Raw genomic sequence first — 16,357 nt, 5'->3', positions numbered from 1 at the left:
GCCACCCAGCCCACCCGCGTCGTTCCGTGGGCATCCGTCGGTCAGATACGCACGTTGTGTCAGACGCTCGCCGACGCACGTTATTGGCCGGACCGCGCATGGCCATGCCATGACGACCACACGCAGCTTGGGACTGCTGCACGAGTAGGTGACATCTGATCTGGCTTGCCCTGGGGGTTGGCCTGGAAGGATGTTGCTGTGCCCAAGCCCTACCCGAGCGAGTTCCGTGACGACGTCGTGCGCGTTGCCCGTAACCGTGAGCCCGGAGTCACGATCGAGCAGATCGCGAAAGACTTCGGTGTCCACCCGATGACGTTGCAGAAGTGGCTCCGCCGCGCTGATATCGACGAGGGCGCGAAGCCCGGTCAGTCCCGCACCGAGGCGGCGGAGATCCGTGAGCTGAAGAAGCGGAACCGGCTCCTTGAGCAGGAGAACGAGGTGCTGCGGCGGGCGGCGGCGCATCTGTCGCAGGCGAACCTGCCGGGAAAAGGTGGTACCCGCTCGTGACTGAGCTCGCCGCCGCAGGGATCCCTGTGGCGGTGACGTGTCGGGTTCTCAAGCTCTCCCGTCAGCCCTACTATCGGTGGCTGGCTGATCCCATCACCGATAGCGAGGTGGTGGAGGCGTATCGCGCGAACGCGCTGTTCGATGCTCACCGCGATGACCCCGAGTTCGGGCATCGGCTGCTCGCCGACGAAGCCCGCGACGAGGGCGAACCGATGGCCGATCGGACCGCGTGGCGGATGGCATCATCGAACGGCTGGTTCAGCGCGTTCGGCAAGCCCAAGCGTGGCAAGGGCCGTAAGCCCGGACCGCCCGTTCACGACGACCTCTGCGCCATCGTCGACGAGCACGGCCGGGTGCGGCACGTTTTCGCCGCCGACGGCCCGAACGAACTCTGGCTGACGGACATCACCGAGCATCGGACCGCGGAAGGCAAGCTCTACCTCTGCGCGATCAAGGACGCGTTCTCCGGCCGGATCGTGGGCTACTCGATCGACTCGCGGATGAAGGCGCGGCTGGCGGTCCAGGCCCTCGAGAACGCCGTCGCCATGCGCGGTGACGTCGCCGGCTGCATCGTCCACAGCGACAGAGGATCTCAATTTCGAAGCAGGAAATTCCTGCGCGCTCTGAACCGTCACCGCATGGTCGGGAGCATGGGAAGAGTGGGGTCGAGCGGGGACAACGCGGCCATGGAGAGCTGGTTCGCGCTGCTGCAGAAGAACGTCCTCAACCGCCGCTCCTGGACCACACGTGAGCAGCTGCGGATCGCTATGGTGACCTGGATCGAGCGGACCTACCACCGCCGACGCCGGCAACGCCGCCTGGGCCGTTTGACGCCCATCGAGTTCGAGACCATCATGAACACGACCGTCGCACTGGCGGCGTGACTAGGAACTGTCACCTATCCGTGCAGCAGTCCCCTCGTTGAGTAGGGATTTGGGAACGGTAGGGATCTGATTCATGGTTTCCCTATGCGCGGCACTGCGTAATGGCGCGTACGACGCCGCAAGCCTGCGACACGGCACGCACGCGACTGCGCCCTACCCGATGTTGTCAGGCTTGCCAATCCAAGGCGCTATTCAGTCCACAGTGGCGAAGGATCAAAGCCATAGATTGGATACACCCAAAGCATGTAGAAGAACCCCGCCACGACAACTCCGCCGAGCACCCAACCAAGCGCGCCACCCCGGAGTTCTCGCCATTCCTGTCGTCGCTGCGCCTTCGCTTCGAGGGCGGCCTTCGCCGTACGCTCCTCGCGTTCGGCTTCTTCGCGCGCGAGAGCCTCGGCTCGAAGCCGCTTGGTTCGAGCGAGTTCCTCAGCGGTCGGTGGATCCTCAACAAATCCGACTGTGCGACCGGTTCGGGTCGAGATGAGTCGGTTGCCCGAGACACGCGTGCTAGGCCCACTGCGCATGTGAACCTCCTCGGTCGAAAGAAGTGAATTCACCGCAACCGTTTCAGCGGCACCTTCATCGAACATCTATCAAGATCTTGCCAACAACGTGCGGCAACGGGCGAACCGGTAACGCGTTTTCCGCACCAATACCGTGTAGATACCCGCATGCCGGGCGAAACCATCGGTCTCGAAACCTGTCTTTACCAGGTATTTACGGTGCCGGCTACAGGACTTGAACCTGCAACCCCCTGTTTACAAGACAGGTGCGCTACCAATTGCGCCAAGCCGGCAGAGCGCCCAGTCTATCGGGCGCGCACCGGCCGCCGTCACGGAGCGGGCGTACCGGTGGGGGTAGGGGTCGCGGTCGGCGTCGGGCTGGCCTTGGCGCGGTAGAACGCGTCGCTCGCGCTGGTGAGGACGAACTGCGAGAACTCGGCCGGGTCGGTGAGGTCGCCGACATAGGGCTGACCGTTCACGACGATCATCGGGGTCCCGGTCAGGGCGAGCCCGTCGCTGCCGGGGATGCCGGCGACCGCGTCTTCGGTGCTCTGCTTGACCCACGACAGGTAGGCGCCGTCTTCGATGCACTCCCGCACGAGCTTCGGGGCGAGCACACCGGCGGCCTGCGCGATGTCGGCCAGCTCCTCGTCGGAGAAGCCGTCGGAGTCGACCGCGGGCTGACGCATCAGCAGCTCTTGGTTGTAGGCGAAGAACTTCTCCGGCGAATGGGTCGCCACGCACGCGGCGGCGCCCGCCGCCCGCAGCGAGTACTTCGTGCCGTTGGACTTCGCCGTCAGCATCGAGACCGGGTGGTACGACAGGGTCGCGGCGCCCTGGTCGAGCCAGCTGGCCAACTGTTCGCTGTTGGCGACCTGCCAGTCCCGCGCGCCCGGCGACAGATAGTCGACGTAGACGTCGATCTCGACGGCGGGGGGCTCGGTGGGCTCGGGCGACGGCTCGCCGGCGGGCGTCTCGGCCGCCGGGGTCGGCGTGGCGTCGAGCTCGGTGAGCATCGCCTCAGCGGTGCCGGTGACCGAGGTCACGGCGAAGCCGCCCTCGTGGTTCAGGTTCGCGGGGGTCAGCTGCGGACGGCCGGCGCTGGAGGAGACGGTCCAGGTGACCACGACGGCCACGGCCGCGACGGCGGCCACCAGCGTCACGCCGATCGCGCCGCGGCGGATCCAGCGGGCACGCACCTGACGCGCACGAACCTGCTGGGCTTTCTCACGCACCGCTTCGCGGCGGTCGCTCGGAGACGGAGCGCTCGTGGAATCGTCGGTGGACATGGAACCTCAAACAGGAATGGGGAGCCCCACAGGGGCAGATCGCCCGGGCGTGGCGACTTCTCGATGGTAGCCAGACTGGCTGGGAAATGCCCAGATGCCGCGTCGACGGCGCCTTCACATCCGTTCCACGGCGTCTTCAGATCCGTGTGATACTGGGAGGTGCGCCCGATGAAGGGCGTGCGGGAGGTCGTCCCTTCCGCTCATTCCATCACTACGGATCGTCCGGCACGTACCTGCCGGTGAAGGAGAAGAGAAAATGGCGTCCGTCACCTTCGACAGCGCAACCCGTCTGTACCCCGGAGGCACCCGCCCCGCCGTCGACAAGCTCGACCTCGAAGTCGCCGACGGCGAGTTCCTGGTTCTGGTCGGCCCCTCCGGCTGCGGTAAGTCCACCTCGCTGCGCATGCTCGCCGGCCTCGAAGAGGTCAACTCGGGCCGCATCCTCATCGGTGACCGCGACGTCACCGACGTGCCGCCCAAGGACCGCGACATCGCGATGGTGTTCCAGAACTACGCGCTGTACCCGCACATGACGGTCGCCGAGAACATGGGCTTCGCCCTGAAGATCGCCGGCGTCGGCAAGGAAGAGCGCGCCCAGCGCGTGCTCGAGGCCGCCAAGCTCCTCGACCTCGAGGAGTACCTGACCCGCAAGCCGAAGGCGCTCTCGGGTGGTCAGCGTCAGCGTGTCGCCATGGGCCGCGCGATCGTCCGCCAGCCGCAGGTGTTCCTCATGGACGAGCCGCTGTCGAACCTCGACGCCAAGCTCCGCGTCCAGACCCGTACGCAGATCGCGTCGCTGCAGCGCCGCCTGGGCGTCACCACCGTCTACGTCACGCACGACCAGACCGAGGCCCTGACGATGGGTGACCGCATCGCGGTGCTCAAGGACGGCATCCTGCAGCAGGTCGGCACCCCGCGCGACCTGTACGAGAAGCCGAACAACGTGTTCGTCGCCGGCTTCATCGGGTCGCCGGCCATGAACCTGTTCCCGGTCGACAAGGCCGAGGGCGGCATCCAGTTCGGCACCGCCGTCGTGGGCGTCGAGGCCGACGCGCTGGGCAAGGCCGGCGGCGCGCAGGTCACCGCCGGTGTGCGCCCCGAGGACATCATCGTCAACCCCGCCGACGGCAAGGGCCTGTCGGTCCAGGTCGACCTGGTCGAGGAGCTCGGCGCGGACGGCTACCTGTACGGCCACACCGACATCAGCGGCAAGCGCACCGACATCGTCGCGCGCGTCGACGGCCGCAACCACCCCAACGCGGGTGAGACCGTCATCCTGGCCCCGGTCCCCCACCACGTGCACGTGTTCGACCTGGAGTCGGGCGAGCGCCTGACCGACAAGGCGATCGCCTCTGCCTGATCCCCTTCACGGACGCAGCGCGGCGCGGGCAGGTCACTCGACCTCCCGCGCCGCGCCGCATTCCGGTGACAGAAAGGCGCGACGGCTATGACCGACTCGCTGACCATCACCGCCAGCAGCGTCGATGCGGGCCTGCTGGCCCTGCCCTGGTCGACGGGACTGGCCGAATGGCCCAGTGACACGATCGTGTCGCTGCCCAAGGGCATCTCCCGGCACCTGGTGCGGTTCGCGAACCTGTCCGGCCGGGTGGTGGCGGTCAAGGAGACCACCGCCGAGATGGCCCAGCGCGAATACGACATGCTCGGCGCGCTCGCGCGGCTGGACGTGCCGTGCGTGGGCCGGGTCGCCGCCATCACCGGCCGGCGCGACGCGAAGGGCGCGCCGCTGCCGGCGGCCCTGGTCACCCCGCATCTGCGCTTCTCGCTCCCCTACCGCGCCCTGTTCACGCAGGTGCTGCGTCCCGACACCGCCAGCCGCCTGGTCGACGCGCTCGCGGTGCTGCTCGTGCGGCTGCACACGGTCGGGTTCTTCTGGGGCGACGTGTCGCTGTCGAACACCCTCTTCCGCCGGGATGCCGGGGCCTTCGCCGCGTACCTCGTCGACGCCGAGACCGGCGAACTGCACGAGGGCGGCCTCACCGACGGGCAGCGCGCGCACGACCTCGACATCGCGCACACCAACATCGCCGGCGAGATCATGGACCTCGAGGCCGGCGGCCGCCTGGAAGGCGGCGTCGACGCGCTCGCCATCGCCGACGGCATCCTGTCGTCGTACCACTCGCTGTGGGCGACGCTCACCGACTGGGAGAGCTTCTCGTCCGACGAGGCCTGGCGCATCACCGAGCGCGTGCGGCGCCTCAACGACCTGGGGTTCGACATCGGCGAGATGTCGATCCACACCACGCCGGACGGCACGACCGTGTCGATCCACCCGAAGGTGGTGGATGCCGGGCACCACCAGCGTCGTCTGCTGCGCCTGACCGGGCTCGACGTGCAGGAGAACCAGGCCCGCCGTCTGCTCAACGACATGGACGAGTACTCCGCGCGCGTCTCACGCCTCGGGTCGGACGAGGAGATGGTCGCGCACGAGTGGCTGACCCGCGTGTTCGAACCGGTGGTCAAGGCGATCCCGTGGGATCTGCGCGCCAAGCTGGAACCGGCCGAGGTGTTCCACCAGGTGCTCGACCACCGCTGGTTCCTGTCGCAGGCGCAGGGCCGCTCGGTGCCGCTGGCCGAGGTGCTGTCGTCCTACGTGGAGAACGTGCTGCGGCACCGCCGCGACGAGGCGACGGTGATGGGGCCGCCCACCGAGACGACGTCGCTGCAGGTCATCGACCCGGACACCCCCGACGACGAGGTGCCCACCGACACCGGCACGATCGACTGGCGCGACCTGGTGTAGCCGCGGCATCCACCCGCCGTCAGTAGCCGACGGTGAAACGCTCGCGCACGTGCCGGGGCGACTCGATCTCGTCGACCACGGCGATGGCGAAGTCCGCACCGGAGATGAACGATTCGCCGTCGTCGTCGGTGACCAGCACGTCTCCCCCGTCGCGGTAGGCACCGGTGCGCTCGCCCGGGTTGAAGCTGCCGAAGCCGCCGGCGGGGTGGATGTAGAACCAGTCGCGGCCGGTGGCATCGGCCTGCAGGTCTTCGAGCACGCCGATCATCTCGAGCGCTTCGGCCTTGAACGCCTCGGGGAACCCGGTGTCGACCAGGCGCGGGCCGCCGGGGGCGACGAGGCTGCCGCCGGCGCCACCGACCACACCGACGCGCACACCCGGAGGCAGCTCCTCGACGAGCGCGGCGATGCTGGGCCGCACCTGCCCGGCCATGTCCCCGCGGGGCGCGACGGTCGACACGATCACGTCGACGCCCTCGAGCTCGCGCACGAGCGAGGTGGTGTCGAGGATCGTGCCCTCGAGGTAGGTGACGCCCGGCACGCGCTCGCTGGAGGCCTTACGCGACACCGACACGACGGTGTGGCCGCGGGCGGCGGCTTCTGCGACGATGTGGCGGCCGGTGTACCCGGTTCCGCCGATGACGGCGATGCGTGCCATGAGGGGTCCCTTTCGTCGAGGAATCGGTGCCACAGTCACGATACCGGCGGCAGGATGAGCGTCTTCACCGCCGGCGGCCGGCCCGCGGCGATCGGCGCCAGGGCGCCGTCGACCAGCGCCTCGAACGGCAGCGGTGCGCCGGTGACCGGCTCCCACCGGCCGGCGCGGGCGGCGACCAGTCGGGCGGCCTCGTCGAGGTCGGTCTCGCGGACCATGGCGTTGGTGCCCACCAGCAGCAGTTCGCGCACCGTCACGCGGGCCATGTCGACGGGGGCCGGGGCCTTCGCGATGCCGACCGTGACGATGGTCGATCCCATGGGCACGATCTCGATCGCGAGATCGAGGCCGGGTGCGGATCCGGTGACCTCGAAGAACACCGGCAGCTGCTCGCCCCACGCGGCGGTGATCTCCGCGGCGGATGAGGCGGTGCCGGCCAGGATGGTGGCGTCGGCGCCGAGGTCGGCCGCGAGCGCCAGCCGCTGGGGGTCGAGGTCGACGGCGACGACGTGCGCGCCGAGGTCGGCGAGCACGTGGATGAGGAAGGCGCCGATGCCGCCGACGCCCTGCACGATCGCGACGTCCCCGGCCTGGATGCCGGAGCGCCGCGCGGCGTGCACGGCGATCGCCATGGGCTGCACGAGCGCGGCCTCGTGGGCGCTGAGGCCGCGGGCACCGGCATCCACACAGCTGGCGACGGGCGTCGAGACGTACCGTGCGAGGGCGCCATCCCGGTGCAGGCCCACGGCGGCGTAGCGCCGGCACACGTTCGACCGGCCGCCGAGGCAGAGCGCACACTGTCCGCAGGGGGCCGCGCCGCACGAGGCGACGAGGCGTCCCAGCCAGGCCGGGTCGACCTCGGCGCCGACGGCGACGACGCGCCCGGCGAACTCGTGCCCGATCGTGAGCGGACCGCGGTGGCCGGTCACGGGGTGCTCGGCCTCGATGGGCATGAGCCGCGGCCCGTGCGCCCATTCGGCGGCGTCCGTGCCGCACACCCCCACGGCGGTGACTTCCAGCAGCAGCTCACCGTCCGCGGCGACCGGCGTGGGCACGGTCTCGATGCGGAGATCCCGGCGGCCGTGCAGAACGGCGGCGTGCATGGTCGCCGGGAGCTCGCGCGTCGGCATCATTCAGTCCGTGAGACCGTCGGTGACGTCGGCGTCCTCCGAGACGAGGTCCAGGCCCGCCCCGCGCGCCACCCGCCGCAGCAGGGTCGCGAAGTCGAGCTCGGTGTTGCCCTCGCCCACCTCCTGGGCGACGATCTGGCGGGTCGCCGCGGCGATCGGCATGGGCGCGCCGAGCCGGTAGGCGGCGTCGAGGCCCAGATCGAAGTCCTTCTGCAGCAGCGGCATCGTGAACGTCGGCGTGAAGTCGAGGTTGACGAACGCGGGGGTCTTGTAGCCGGTGAACACCGAGCCCATGACCGAGTCGTTGAGGAAGGAGAGGAACGCGGCACGCGACACCCCGCCCTTCTCGGCCAGGACCGTGATCTCGGCCATCGACTGGGTGACCACGCCCAGGAACACGTTGTGCGCGATCTTCACGAGCCGGGCGACCTCGCCCTCGCCGACGTAGGTGACGCCACGGCCGAAGACCTGCAGCACCGGCTCCACCTCGTCGAACACCGCGCGCGGGCCCGACACGGCGACGGTCAGCTTGCCGGCGGCGATGACGGAGGGGTTGCCGGAGACGGGCGTGGCGAGGAAGGCCGTGCCGCGCTGGTCGGCGACCGCACGCACCTTCTCACTGGTCGCGACCGACACGGTCGACACATCGGCCACGATGCGCGGCGAGGCGTCGCCGGTGAGCAGACCGTTCTCGCCCAGCAGCACCGCCTCGAGGTCCTTGTCGGCCGACACCATGCTGAACACGATGTCGCGCCCGGCGAGGTCGACGGGGCGCTCGACGTGGCTCGCACCGGCGTCGACCAGGGGCTGCACCTTGGCCGCGGTGCGATTGTAGACGGCAACGTCGTACCCGGCACCCAGCAGGCGCTGCACGAGCTGGGCGCCCATGCGGCCCGCTCCGATCCAGCCGATCGTGGGCAGGTTGTCGGTCATGTGTTCTTCCTTCTCTCTCGACGTCGTCGGGTGGGGCTGCGCTACACGAGCAGCGACAGCGGGTGTTCGATGCGCTCGGTGAACGCATCGAGCCATTGGGCGGCGAGGGCGCCGTCGAGCACACGGTGGTCGGCGGACAGCGTCACACTCATGACGGATGCCGGGACCAGGCGATCGTCGGCATCGATCACGGGACGGCGCGCGGCGGCGCCCACGGCGAGGATGCCGGAGTGCGGCGGGTTGATGATCGCCGAGAACCGCGAGGTGCCGTACATGCCGAGGTTCGAGACGGCGAACGAGCCGCCCTCGATCTCGTGCTGCTTGAGCCGGCCGGCGCGGGCGCGCTCGGCGAGGTCGCGCACGGTGCGGGTGACCGCGCTCAGCGACAGCGCCTCGACGCCGCGCACGACGGGGGTCACCAGGCCCCCGGGGATCGACACGGCCACGCCGATGTCGACCGACGTGAACCGCCGCGTCGCATCGTCGGTCCAGATCGCGTTGGCCTCGGGCACGTCGAGCATCGCGGCGGCGACGGCCTTGAGCACGAAGTCGTTGACCGAGATCTTCTCCTGGGCGCGCTCGTTGATGCGGGCGCGCAGGTCGAGCAGCTCGTCGACGTTGCAGTCGGCCTCGAGGAAGAAGTGCGGCACCGTGGTGGTGCTCTCGGTCAGGCGCCGGGCGATCGCGCGGCGCATGCCGGTGTGCGGGACGTCGGTGTAGCTGGCGGCCGGGGGCGCGGAGACGGGGGTCTGCTGAGCGCCCGGGGCCGGTGCCGCGGGGGCGGCGGCCGGCAGTGCGTCCAGGTCACGGCGCACGATGCGTCCGCTGGGCCCCGACCCGGTCACCGTGGACAGGTCGATGCCGCGCTCGCGGGCGAGCTTGCGCACGAGGGGACTCGCGAACAGGCGTCTGGTCGCGCCGCGGTCGGCGGCGGGTGCGGCCGCGGCCGTGGCGGGTGCGGGCTGCGCGGGTGCGGGCGCGGGGGGTGCGGCGGGTGCGGGGTCGGGGCTTTCCGCGGCCGCGGGAGCTTCCCCTGCGGGTGCGGACGGCTGCGCGTCGGCGCCGGCGGCGGCGAGGGCCTGCTCGGCGCTCTCCCCCTCGGTGGCGAGCACGGCGATGGGCGCGCCGACGGCGGCCGCGGCACCGGCATCCACCAGCAGCGCGGCCACGACCCCGGCCGATTCCGCCTCGTACTCGACGACGGCCTTCTCGGTCTCGATCTCGACGATCTCCTGGCCCACCTCGACGCGGTCGCCCACGGCGACGAGCCACGACTGCACCGCGGCGTCGGTGGCCCCGGCGGCGAGCGCCGGCATCCGGATGACGGCGGCCATCAGCGGCCCCCGGCGTTCGTGCGTGCGCGCTCCAGGCCCGCCGCGACCTCTTCGGTGCGGGCGATCGCGGCGCGCTCGAGCACCTTCGAGATGCTGGGGCTCGCTTCGCCGCCGGTGACCCGCTCGATCGGCTGATCGAGCCAGTCGAACAGCCGGCGCTGCAGCTCGTCGGCGAGCCAGGCGCCGTAGGACGTGCCGCGCGCCCCCTGCTCGACGATGAGCACGGCACCGGTCTTCTTGACGCTGCGTTCGATCGTCTCCCAGTCGAGCGAGGCGCGGTCGAGCCAGCGCAGGTCGATGACCTCGGCATCCACCCCCGTGCTCTCGACGGCCTCGAGGGTGTGACCGACCATCGACAGGTAGGTGAGCACCGTCACCTCGGACCCCTCGCGGCGCACGGCCGCGCGGCCCGGGGGCAGCACGTAGTCGAGGTCGCCGTCGGGAACCCGGTCGGCCGCGCCGTACAGATCGACATGCTCGATGATCAGCACCGGGTCGTCGAGCGCCAGCGCGGCGTTGAGCAGCCCGACGTAGTCGGCCGCCGTCGACGGGGCGACGATGCGCCACCCGGGCGACGTGGCGAAGATGCCGGCGGGATCCATGAGGTGCTGCGAACCGTAGCCCGAGCCCATGGCGACCTTGGTGCGCAGCACAAGCGGCACGGTGTTGTTGTCGCCGAACATGTGCCGGGCCTTGCCGACCTGGTTGAACACCTGGTCGGCGGCCACCCACATGAAGTCGGGATACATGAACTCGACCACCGGACGGAAGCGGCCGTCGAGGGCGATGCCCCCGGCCAGTCCGAAGAAGCCGTTCTCGCTGATGGGCGTGCCGATCACACGGTCCTCGCCGAAGGCGGCGCGCAGTCCCTTGGTGGCGCCGTTGGTGCCGCCCGCCAGACGGTGCACGTCCTCCCCCAGGACGATGATGCGCTCGTCGGCCGCCATCCGCCGCTCCATGGCCGCGGCGACCGCGTCGACGAACTTGACCTCGGTCCAGGCCCCGGTGTGGTCGAGCGGGTCGGCGGTCGAGGCGCCGTCGAGCTCGGTCGCGTCGCCGCGGATGCCGGTGTCGACCACAGCCGGGTCCGGCCACAGCTCCGGGCGGATCCGCCGGCGGCCGGCGTCGTCCGGGTCGTCTTCGATGAGCTGGGCGACGGCGTCGGTCATCGCCTGCTGCGCCTGGTCGCGCACAGCGGCCGCCTCGCTCGGGCTCAGCACGCCGAGGCCGTTGAGCTCACGCTCCATCCGGGCGATCGGGTCGCGCTCGCGCCAGGCCTTCTCCTCGGCCTTGGTGCGGTACCCGAAAGCGCTGCCGGGGTAGGGGCCGTTCTGGTGGAAGAACCGGTAGACCTCCGCCTCGATGATCGCGGGGCCGTCGCCGGCGCGCATGCGGGCCAGTGCCTCCTGCGTGGCAAGGTGGACGGCGAGGGGGTCCATGCCGTCGACCCGCCAGGACGGGATGCCGAAGCCCTGTCCGCGCACAGAGAAGCGGGGGTCGGCGGTGGCTTCGTCGGCATGGGTGGACACGGCGTAGAGGTTGTTCTCGATGAAGTACATGACCGGCAGCCGCCAGGTCGCCGCGAGGTTCATCGACTCGAGCACGGAGCCGATCTGACTCGACCCGTCGCCGAAGTAGTTGATCGACACATCCGAGGTGCCGGCGTGCTTCTGCGCCCATGCGGTGCCCGTCGCGATCGGCGCCCCGCCGCCGACGATGGCGTTGGTGCCCAGGGCCCCGGCCTCGAGCCACTGCAGGTGCATCGAGCCGCCGCGGCCGCCGGAGAACCCCTGGGCCAGGCCCAGGATCTCGGCGAGCGTGCGCTGCAGCAGCGCCTGCATCGGGGCGTCGACGAGCGCGCCGAGGTCGAGCCGGCCCCCCGAGACGTGCCCGATCGCCTTCGCGAGGAACTGATGATGTCCGCGGTGCGAGCCGTTCACGGCATCCGACGACCGCAGCGTGACGATCGAGCCGACCGCGCCGCCCTCCTGGCCGATGCTCGAGTGCGCGGGGCCGTGCACGAGGCCGGCGCCGGCCAGCTCGAGCACGCTCTCCTCGAACGCACGGATCAGGTGCAGCTCGCCGAGCATGGTCGTCAGCAGGGCCGGGTCAGCGGATTTCCAGTCTGCGGCGGTGGACGAGAGCTGAATCCACTCCACCCCGGTCTCGAGCGTGCGTCGTCGCGGCATTTCGTCTCCATCGATGTCATGCGATGCCCACACCGTATCCTCGATTGCATCCAATAACAACCCTCGCTTCTGATATTCGAGGCCGTGCTCTTGCGATCGCGTGTCATCTGGATACAATTCAGGCATCACGCTGTCGTGACGAGAGGAGCTGAGGATGCCGATCCCCGGACTGCAGGGCACCGACCACATCGGGTTCACCGTGCCCGATCTCGACCAGGCCGAACGCTTCCTCGTCGATGTGCTGGGCGCCGTCCGCGTCTACACCCTGGGCGCCAAACGCGCCGACGACGACTTCATGGCCGTACAGCTGGGGGTGCACCCGCGCTCGGCCGTCACCGAGATCCGCTTCTACCGCCTCGGCAACGGCACCAACCTCGAGGTGTTCCACTACGACAGCGCCGACGGGCAGGCGCCCCAGCCGCGCAACAGCGACATCGGCGGGCACCACCTGGCGCTGTACGTCGACGATATGGACGCGGCCGCCGCGTACCTGCGCGCCCACGACGTCGAGGTGATGGGCGAGCCCGTCACCAGCGCCGGCGCCTCGGCCGGGCAGCGCTGGCTGTACTTCCGCAGCCCCTGGGGCATGCAGTTCGAGCTCGTGTCCTTCCCCGAGGGCAAGGCGTACGAGCAGGGCGCGACCACGCTGCTGTGGCATCCCGCACATCCGGCAGAGTGAGAGCATGACCGTCCTCCACCCCGACGAGAGCACCTCTCCCGCCGAGACGGCACGCACCCGCGACGGGGATGCCGGCGCCCGCATCGCCGAAGGGCTGCGCCGCCAGATCGTGACCGGCGCCTATCCGCCGGGCACCCGTATCCGGCAGGAGGACGTGGCCGCCGAGTTCGGCGCGAGCCGTGTGCCGGTGCGCGAGGCGATCCGTCAGCTCGAATACGAGGGCCTGGTCACCGTCGTCGCCAACTCCGGCGCCTGGGTCTCACATCTGACACTCGCCGAATGCGAAGAGGTGTACCAGATGCGCGAGCGGCTCGAACCGCTGCTGCTGCGCTACTCTGCGCCGGGGCTGAAGCCCGAAGCGCTCGACGAGCTCGCGACCCTGGCCCGCCGCATCAGCGAACTGGGCCACGACACCGAGACGTTCCTGCAGCTGGACCGGGAGTTCCACCTGGCCAGCTACGCGGCCGCGCAGACCTCGCAGCTCGAGCCGCTCATCCGCAAGCTCTGGAACACGACGGCGCCCTATCGCCGCGCGTACGTCGCGTCGTGGGACCCGGACCTGCGCCGCATCGCGCACGAGGAGCATCACCTCATGGTGGCCGCGCTCAAGGACGGTGACGTCGAGGAGGCCGAGCGCGTGCTCGCCGGCCACATCCGCCGCACGCGCCGGCAGCTCGCGCGCAACCCCCACGTCTTCGACCACTGACCCGAAAGGCCTCGCATGCCCATCGCCACCGTCAACCCCGCCACCGGTGAGCTGGTGCGGGAGTTCACCGCGCACTCCCCCGCCGAGATCGAACAGCGCATCGCCGCCGCCGACGCCGCCTTCACCGCGCTGCGCGGCACCGACTTCGCCACGCGCGCCGGCTGGATGCGCGCCGCGGCCGACCTGCTCGAGGCGGAGAGCGAGCAGGTCGCGGCGATGATCACCCTCGAGATGGGCAAGACGCTGGCCCAGGCGCGCGCCGAGGCGCACAAGTCGGCGAACGCCATGCGGTTCTATGCCGCGCACGCCGAAGAGTTCCTGCGCGGCCACCGTCTCGACGACCCGGCCGTCGTGGGTGCTTCGGCCGCGCGGACGACCTATCAGCCGCTGGGCGTGGTGCTGGCCGTCATGCCCTGGAACTACCCCATCTGGCAGGTCGTGCGCTTCGCCGCCCCCGCCCTCATGGCCGGCAACACCGGCCTGCTCAAGCACGCGTCGAACGTGCCGCAGGCCGCGCTGTATCTCGACACGCTGTTCGAGCGCGGCGGGTTCCCGTCCGGTTCCTTCGGCACTCTGCTGATCCCGGCCGGCGCCGTGGAACCCGTCATCCGCGACCGGCGCATCACCGCCGTCACCCTCACCGGGTCCGAGCCCGCCGGCCGCTCGGTGGCCGCGATCGCCGGCTCGGAGGTCAAGCACGTCGTCCTCGAGCTCGGCGGCTCCGATCCGTTCCTCATCATGCCCAGCGCCGATCTCGACGCAGCCGTGGCCACGGCGGTCACCTCGCGCACCTCGAACAACGGCCAGGCGTGCATCAACGCCAAGCGCTTCATCGTGCACGACGAGGTCTACGACGCCTTCGTCGCGAAGTTCACGGCGGCCATGGCGGCGCTAACGGTGGGCGACCCCACCGCCGACGGCACCGACGTGGGACCGCTCGCCACCGCGGGCGGTCGGGACGATCTGGCCGAACTCGTCGCCGACGCCCTCGACAACGGGGCGGTGGCCACGACCGGCGGGCGGATGCCGGACGGCGCGGGCTGGTTCTATCCGCCGACCGTGCTCACCGGCATCCAGCCCGACATGCGGCTGTACCGCGAGGAGGCCTTCGGTCCCGTCGCCGCGGTCTACCGGGCCCGCGATGCCGCCGACGCGCTGCGCATCGCGAACGACACGACGTTCGGTCTCAGCTCGGCGGTGTGGACGCAGGACGCGGCCGAGGAGGAGCTGCTGGTGGCGGGGCTCGACGCAGGCGCCGTGTTCGTCAACGGCATGTCGATCTCGTACCCGGAGCTGCCGTTCGGCGGTGTCAAGGACTCGGGCGTGGGGCGTGAGCTCTCGGCCGAGGGCATCCGTGAGTTCTGCAACCTGAAGTCGGTCTGGAAGGCCTGACCGGTTCGGATCGGCCCCCGCCGGTCAGGCGTGCGGCACAGGATCGTGCGCGTTGCGGTCGCGCACGAACCAGATCGCGCGCACCTCGACGTCGCCCTCGTTCCAGAACCGGTGCGGGAGCGTGGAGTCGAACACGATCGAGTCGCCCGGCAGGAGCGTGGTCGCCTGGCCGTGCACCTCGACGCTGAGCCGACCGGCGATGATGACGCCGTACTCGCGACCCTGGTGAACGATGTGCTCGGCGGGTGCCGTGGTCCCGGGCGCGTAGATCACTTCGAGGAACTCGGCGTCGGCCTCGCCCATGGCCGTCAGGCGGCTCCACCGCGGGCCTGAGCTCAGCTTGATCGAGGGGTGCGCGTCGGCGCGCTGCACAATGCCGCGCGCGACGAGATCGCCCTCGTCCTGGTCGGCGACGGCCGGCTCGGCCGCCGCGCGCGGAGCCTGCGGGTCGAGGATCTCATGCATCTGCACGCCGAGCTCCCCGGCGACCGCGTACAGCGCGGGCACGCTGAACGATCCGATGCCGCGTTCGACCTGCGACACGTGACTGGCCGACACCCCGACCCGGCGCGCGAGCTCGCGCACCGTCAGGCCGGCGGCCATGCGCAGCTCGCGCACCCGCTCGCCGACAGCGTTCCAGGGCGTCTCGATCGCGTTCATCGCGCGATCCCTCCGCCCTCACCGCGCGCGTGCAGCCGGCCCATGGCGTCGAGCACATCGACGGCGTTGCGGATGTCGGCGGGCGCGTCGGAGGTCGCGCGGGTCGACCCGACGATGAACCAGACGCCCTCGGCGACCTCGTCGGTGTGGTTGAAGTAGTAGTGCGGGCGCTGCGCGTCGAAGCACAGCGAGTCGCCAGGCCGGAGCACGAACGTGTCGAAGTCGAGCTTGAGGGTCAGCTCGCCGCGCACGATGAAGCCGTGCTCGATGCCGATGTGCCGCATGTGCGTCTCGTCCAGCGAGCTGGCCGCCCCCGGCTCGTACGTGGCCAGCACGGCGTCCATGCCCTCGTCGCCGCCGACCGCGAGGGCACGCCAGGTCACGCCGTTCTGCATGACGATCTCGGGCGCCTCGCTCAGCGGCTGGACCGGGTGGGCTGGCACGCGCGGCTTGGGGGCGACGGCCGCCGGCGGACGGTGCCCGAGCACCTCATCGAGCGAGAGGTCCAGGCAGCTCACGATCGCATACAGGGTGCTCACCGCGGGCTGCACCTTGCCGGTCTCCACCTGCGAGAGGAGGCTCGGCGAGATGGCCGCCTCGGCGGCGGTCGCGCGCAGGCTGAGGCCCTTCGCGGTGCGCGCCGCCCGGATGCGGTCGCCGAGTTCTGCGGTCACGGGTCTCCCTTCGCGCAATCGACACTATCGCGCCCTGTGCTGTGGCACTGAACAGTCT

15 protein-coding genes and 1 tRNA gene are annotated in these 16,357 nt (G+C 70.5%); 6 read left to right on the top strand and 10 right to left on the bottom strand.

All coding sequences use genetic code 11. The features are described 5' to 3' along the window. The first annotated feature begins 198 nt into the window (after positions 1-198). A protein-coding gene (locus ACQ143_RS09780) for an IS3 family transposase (protein WP_449570494.1) occupies positions 199-1,391 on the top strand; the annotation gives its coding sequence in 2 pieces (ribosomal slippage) (positions 199-483 and positions 486-1,391; 1,191 coding nt in all). 188 nt (positions 1,392-1,579) lie between these two features. Here ACQ143_RS09780 and ACQ143_RS09775 read toward each other — a convergent pair. From ACQ143_RS09775 to ACQ143_RS09765, 3 genes are all read right to left on the bottom strand, one after another. Further along, complete coding sequence (locus ACQ143_RS09775) at positions 1,580-1,984, bottom strand: hypothetical protein (protein WP_449570493.1); 405 nt, start codon at positions 1,982-1,984, stop codon at positions 1,580-1,582. A gap of 133 nt (positions 1,985-2,117) precedes the next feature. Next, positions 2,118-2,190 (bottom strand) — tRNA-Thr (locus ACQ143_RS09770). A gap of 36 nt (positions 2,191-2,226) precedes the next feature. Then, the gene (locus ACQ143_RS09765) at positions 2,227-3,186 is read right to left on the bottom strand and encodes a DsbA family protein (RefSeq protein ID WP_449570492.1); all 960 of its coding nucleotides are present in this window, start codon (positions 3,184-3,186) and stop codon (positions 2,227-2,229) included. A gap of 256 nt (positions 3,187-3,442) precedes the next feature. Between ACQ143_RS09765 and ACQ143_RS09760 the strand changes: the two genes are divergently transcribed. Then, complete coding sequence (locus tag ACQ143_RS09760; protein WP_449570491.1) at positions 3,443-4,546, top strand: ABC transporter ATP-binding protein; 1,104 nt, start codon at positions 3,443-3,445, stop codon at positions 4,544-4,546. An 87-nt stretch (positions 4,547-4,633) separates the two neighbouring features. Then, positions 4,634-5,947, top strand: a complete 1,314-nt coding sequence (locus ACQ143_RS09755) for a DUF4032 domain-containing protein (protein WP_449570490.1) — start codon at positions 4,634-4,636, stop codon at positions 5,945-5,947. A gap of 19 nt (positions 5,948-5,966) precedes the next feature. On the opposite strand, the gene ACQ143_RS09750 is transcribed toward ACQ143_RS09755, so the two are convergent. From ACQ143_RS09750 to ACQ143_RS09730, 5 genes are read right to left on the bottom strand one after another with little or no spacing between them, the layout of a single operon-like run. Further along, a complete protein-coding gene (locus tag ACQ143_RS09750) occupies positions 5,967-6,605 on the bottom strand; it encodes an NAD(P)-dependent oxidoreductase (protein ID WP_449570489.1) in 639 nt (212 codons plus the stop codon). Positions 6,606-6,640: 35 nt separating this feature from the next. Continuing rightward, positions 6,641-7,732, bottom strand: coding sequence for a zinc-dependent alcohol dehydrogenase (locus tag ACQ143_RS09745; protein ID WP_449570488.1), 1,092 nt, complete (start codon positions 7,730-7,732; stop codon positions 6,641-6,643). A 3-nt stretch (positions 7,733-7,735) separates the two neighbouring features. Next, positions 7,736-8,665, bottom strand: coding sequence for an NAD(P)-dependent oxidoreductase (locus ACQ143_RS09740; protein ID WP_449570487.1), 930 nt, complete (start codon positions 8,663-8,665; stop codon positions 7,736-7,738). 41 nt (positions 8,666-8,706) lie between these two features. Next, entirely contained in the window at positions 8,707-9,999 is a 1,293-nt protein-coding gene (locus ACQ143_RS09735) for a pyruvate dehydrogenase complex dihydrolipoamide acetyltransferase (RefSeq protein ID WP_449570486.1), read from the bottom strand. Continuing rightward, complete coding sequence (locus ACQ143_RS09730; protein WP_449570485.1) at positions 9,999-12,188, bottom strand: alpha-ketoacid dehydrogenase subunit alpha/beta; 2,190 nt, start codon at positions 12,186-12,188, stop codon at positions 9,999-10,001. Before ACQ143_RS09730 ends, ACQ143_RS09735 begins: the two co-directional genes overlap by 1 nt. A 154-nt stretch (positions 12,189-12,342) precedes the next feature. Between ACQ143_RS09730 and ACQ143_RS09725 the strand changes: the two genes are divergently transcribed. The 3 genes from ACQ143_RS09725 to ACQ143_RS09715 are packed head-to-tail and all read left to right on the top strand — an operon-like array spanning position 12,343 to position 14,965. Further along, positions 12,343-12,867 carry a VOC family protein gene (locus ACQ143_RS09725; protein ID WP_449570484.1) on the top strand — a complete coding sequence of 175 codons (525 nt, stop codon included), beginning with the start codon at positions 12,343-12,345 and terminating at the stop codon, positions 12,865-12,867. Between the two features lie 4 nt (positions 12,868-12,871). Beyond that, positions 12,872-13,573 carry a GntR family transcriptional regulator gene (locus ACQ143_RS09720; RefSeq protein ID WP_449570483.1) on the top strand — a complete coding sequence of 234 codons (702 nt, stop codon included), beginning with the start codon at positions 12,872-12,874 and terminating at the stop codon, positions 13,571-13,573. A 15-nt stretch (positions 13,574-13,588) separates the two neighbouring features. Continuing rightward, the gene (locus ACQ143_RS09715; protein ID WP_449570482.1) at positions 13,589-14,965 is read left to right on the top strand and encodes an NADP-dependent succinic semialdehyde dehydrogenase; all 1,377 of its coding nucleotides are present in this window, start codon (positions 13,589-13,591) and stop codon (positions 14,963-14,965) included. 24 nt (positions 14,966-14,989) lie between these two features. On the opposite strand, the gene ACQ143_RS09710 is transcribed toward ACQ143_RS09715, so the two are convergent. Both ACQ143_RS09710 and ACQ143_RS09705 read right to left on the bottom strand, forming a co-directional pair. Further along, positions 14,990-15,625: a cupin domain-containing protein gene (locus tag ACQ143_RS09710; protein ID WP_449570481.1), complete on the bottom strand. Its 636-nt coding sequence runs from the start codon at positions 15,623-15,625 to the stop codon at positions 14,990-14,992. Then, positions 15,622-16,299, bottom strand: coding sequence for a cupin domain-containing protein (locus ACQ143_RS09705; RefSeq protein ID WP_449570480.1), 678 nt, complete (start codon positions 16,297-16,299; stop codon positions 15,622-15,624). Before ACQ143_RS09705 ends, ACQ143_RS09710 begins: the two co-directional genes overlap by 4 nt. Between the last annotated feature and the right edge of the window lie 58 nt (positions 16,300-16,357).

It is taken from the genome of Microbacterium pollutisoli (assembly GCF_053586795.1).
This window is presented reverse-complemented; position numbering and strand designations above follow the sequence as displayed.

Coding starts and splice junctions, on each gene's coding strand:
- ACQ143_RS09775 (WP_449570493.1), bottom strand. CDS start 1,984: ATGTTCGATGAAGGTGCCGCTGAAACGGTTGCGGTGAATTCACTTCTT.
- ACQ143_RS09765 (WP_449570492.1), bottom strand. CDS start 3,186: ATGTCCACCGACGATTCCACGAGCGCTCCGTCTCCGAGCGACCGCCGC.
- ACQ143_RS09760 (WP_449570491.1), top strand. CDS start 3,443: ATGGCGTCCGTCACCTTCGACAGCGCAACCCGTCTGTACCCCGGAGGC.
- ACQ143_RS09755 (WP_449570490.1), top strand. CDS start 4,634: ATGACCGACTCGCTGACCATCACCGCCAGCAGCGTCGATGCGGGCCTG.
- ACQ143_RS09750 (WP_449570489.1), bottom strand. CDS start 6,605: ATGGCACGCATCGCCGTCATCGGCGGAACCGGGTACACCGGCCGCCAC.
- ACQ143_RS09745 (WP_449570488.1), bottom strand. CDS start 7,732: ATGCCGACGCGCGAGCTCCCGGCGACCATGCACGCCGCCGTTCTGCAC.
- ACQ143_RS09740 (WP_449570487.1), bottom strand. CDS start 8,665: ATGACCGACAACCTGCCCACGATCGGCTGGATCGGAGCGGGCCGCATG.
- ACQ143_RS09735 (WP_449570486.1), bottom strand. CDS start 9,999: ATGGCCGCCGTCATCCGGATGCCGGCGCTCGCCGCCGGGGCCACCGAC.
- ACQ143_RS09730 (WP_449570485.1), bottom strand. CDS start 12,188: ATGCCGCGACGACGCACGCTCGAGACCGGGGTGGAGTGGATTCAGCTC.
- ACQ143_RS09725 (WP_449570484.1), top strand. CDS start 12,343: ATGCCGATCCCCGGACTGCAGGGCACCGACCACATCGGGTTCACCGTG.
- ACQ143_RS09720 (WP_449570483.1), top strand. CDS start 12,872: ATGACCGTCCTCCACCCCGACGAGAGCACCTCTCCCGCCGAGACGGCA.
- ACQ143_RS09715 (WP_449570482.1), top strand. CDS start 13,589: ATGCCCATCGCCACCGTCAACCCCGCCACCGGTGAGCTGGTGCGGGAG.
- ACQ143_RS09710 (WP_449570481.1), bottom strand. CDS start 15,625: ATGAACGCGATCGAGACGCCCTGGAACGCTGTCGGCGAGCGGGTGCGC.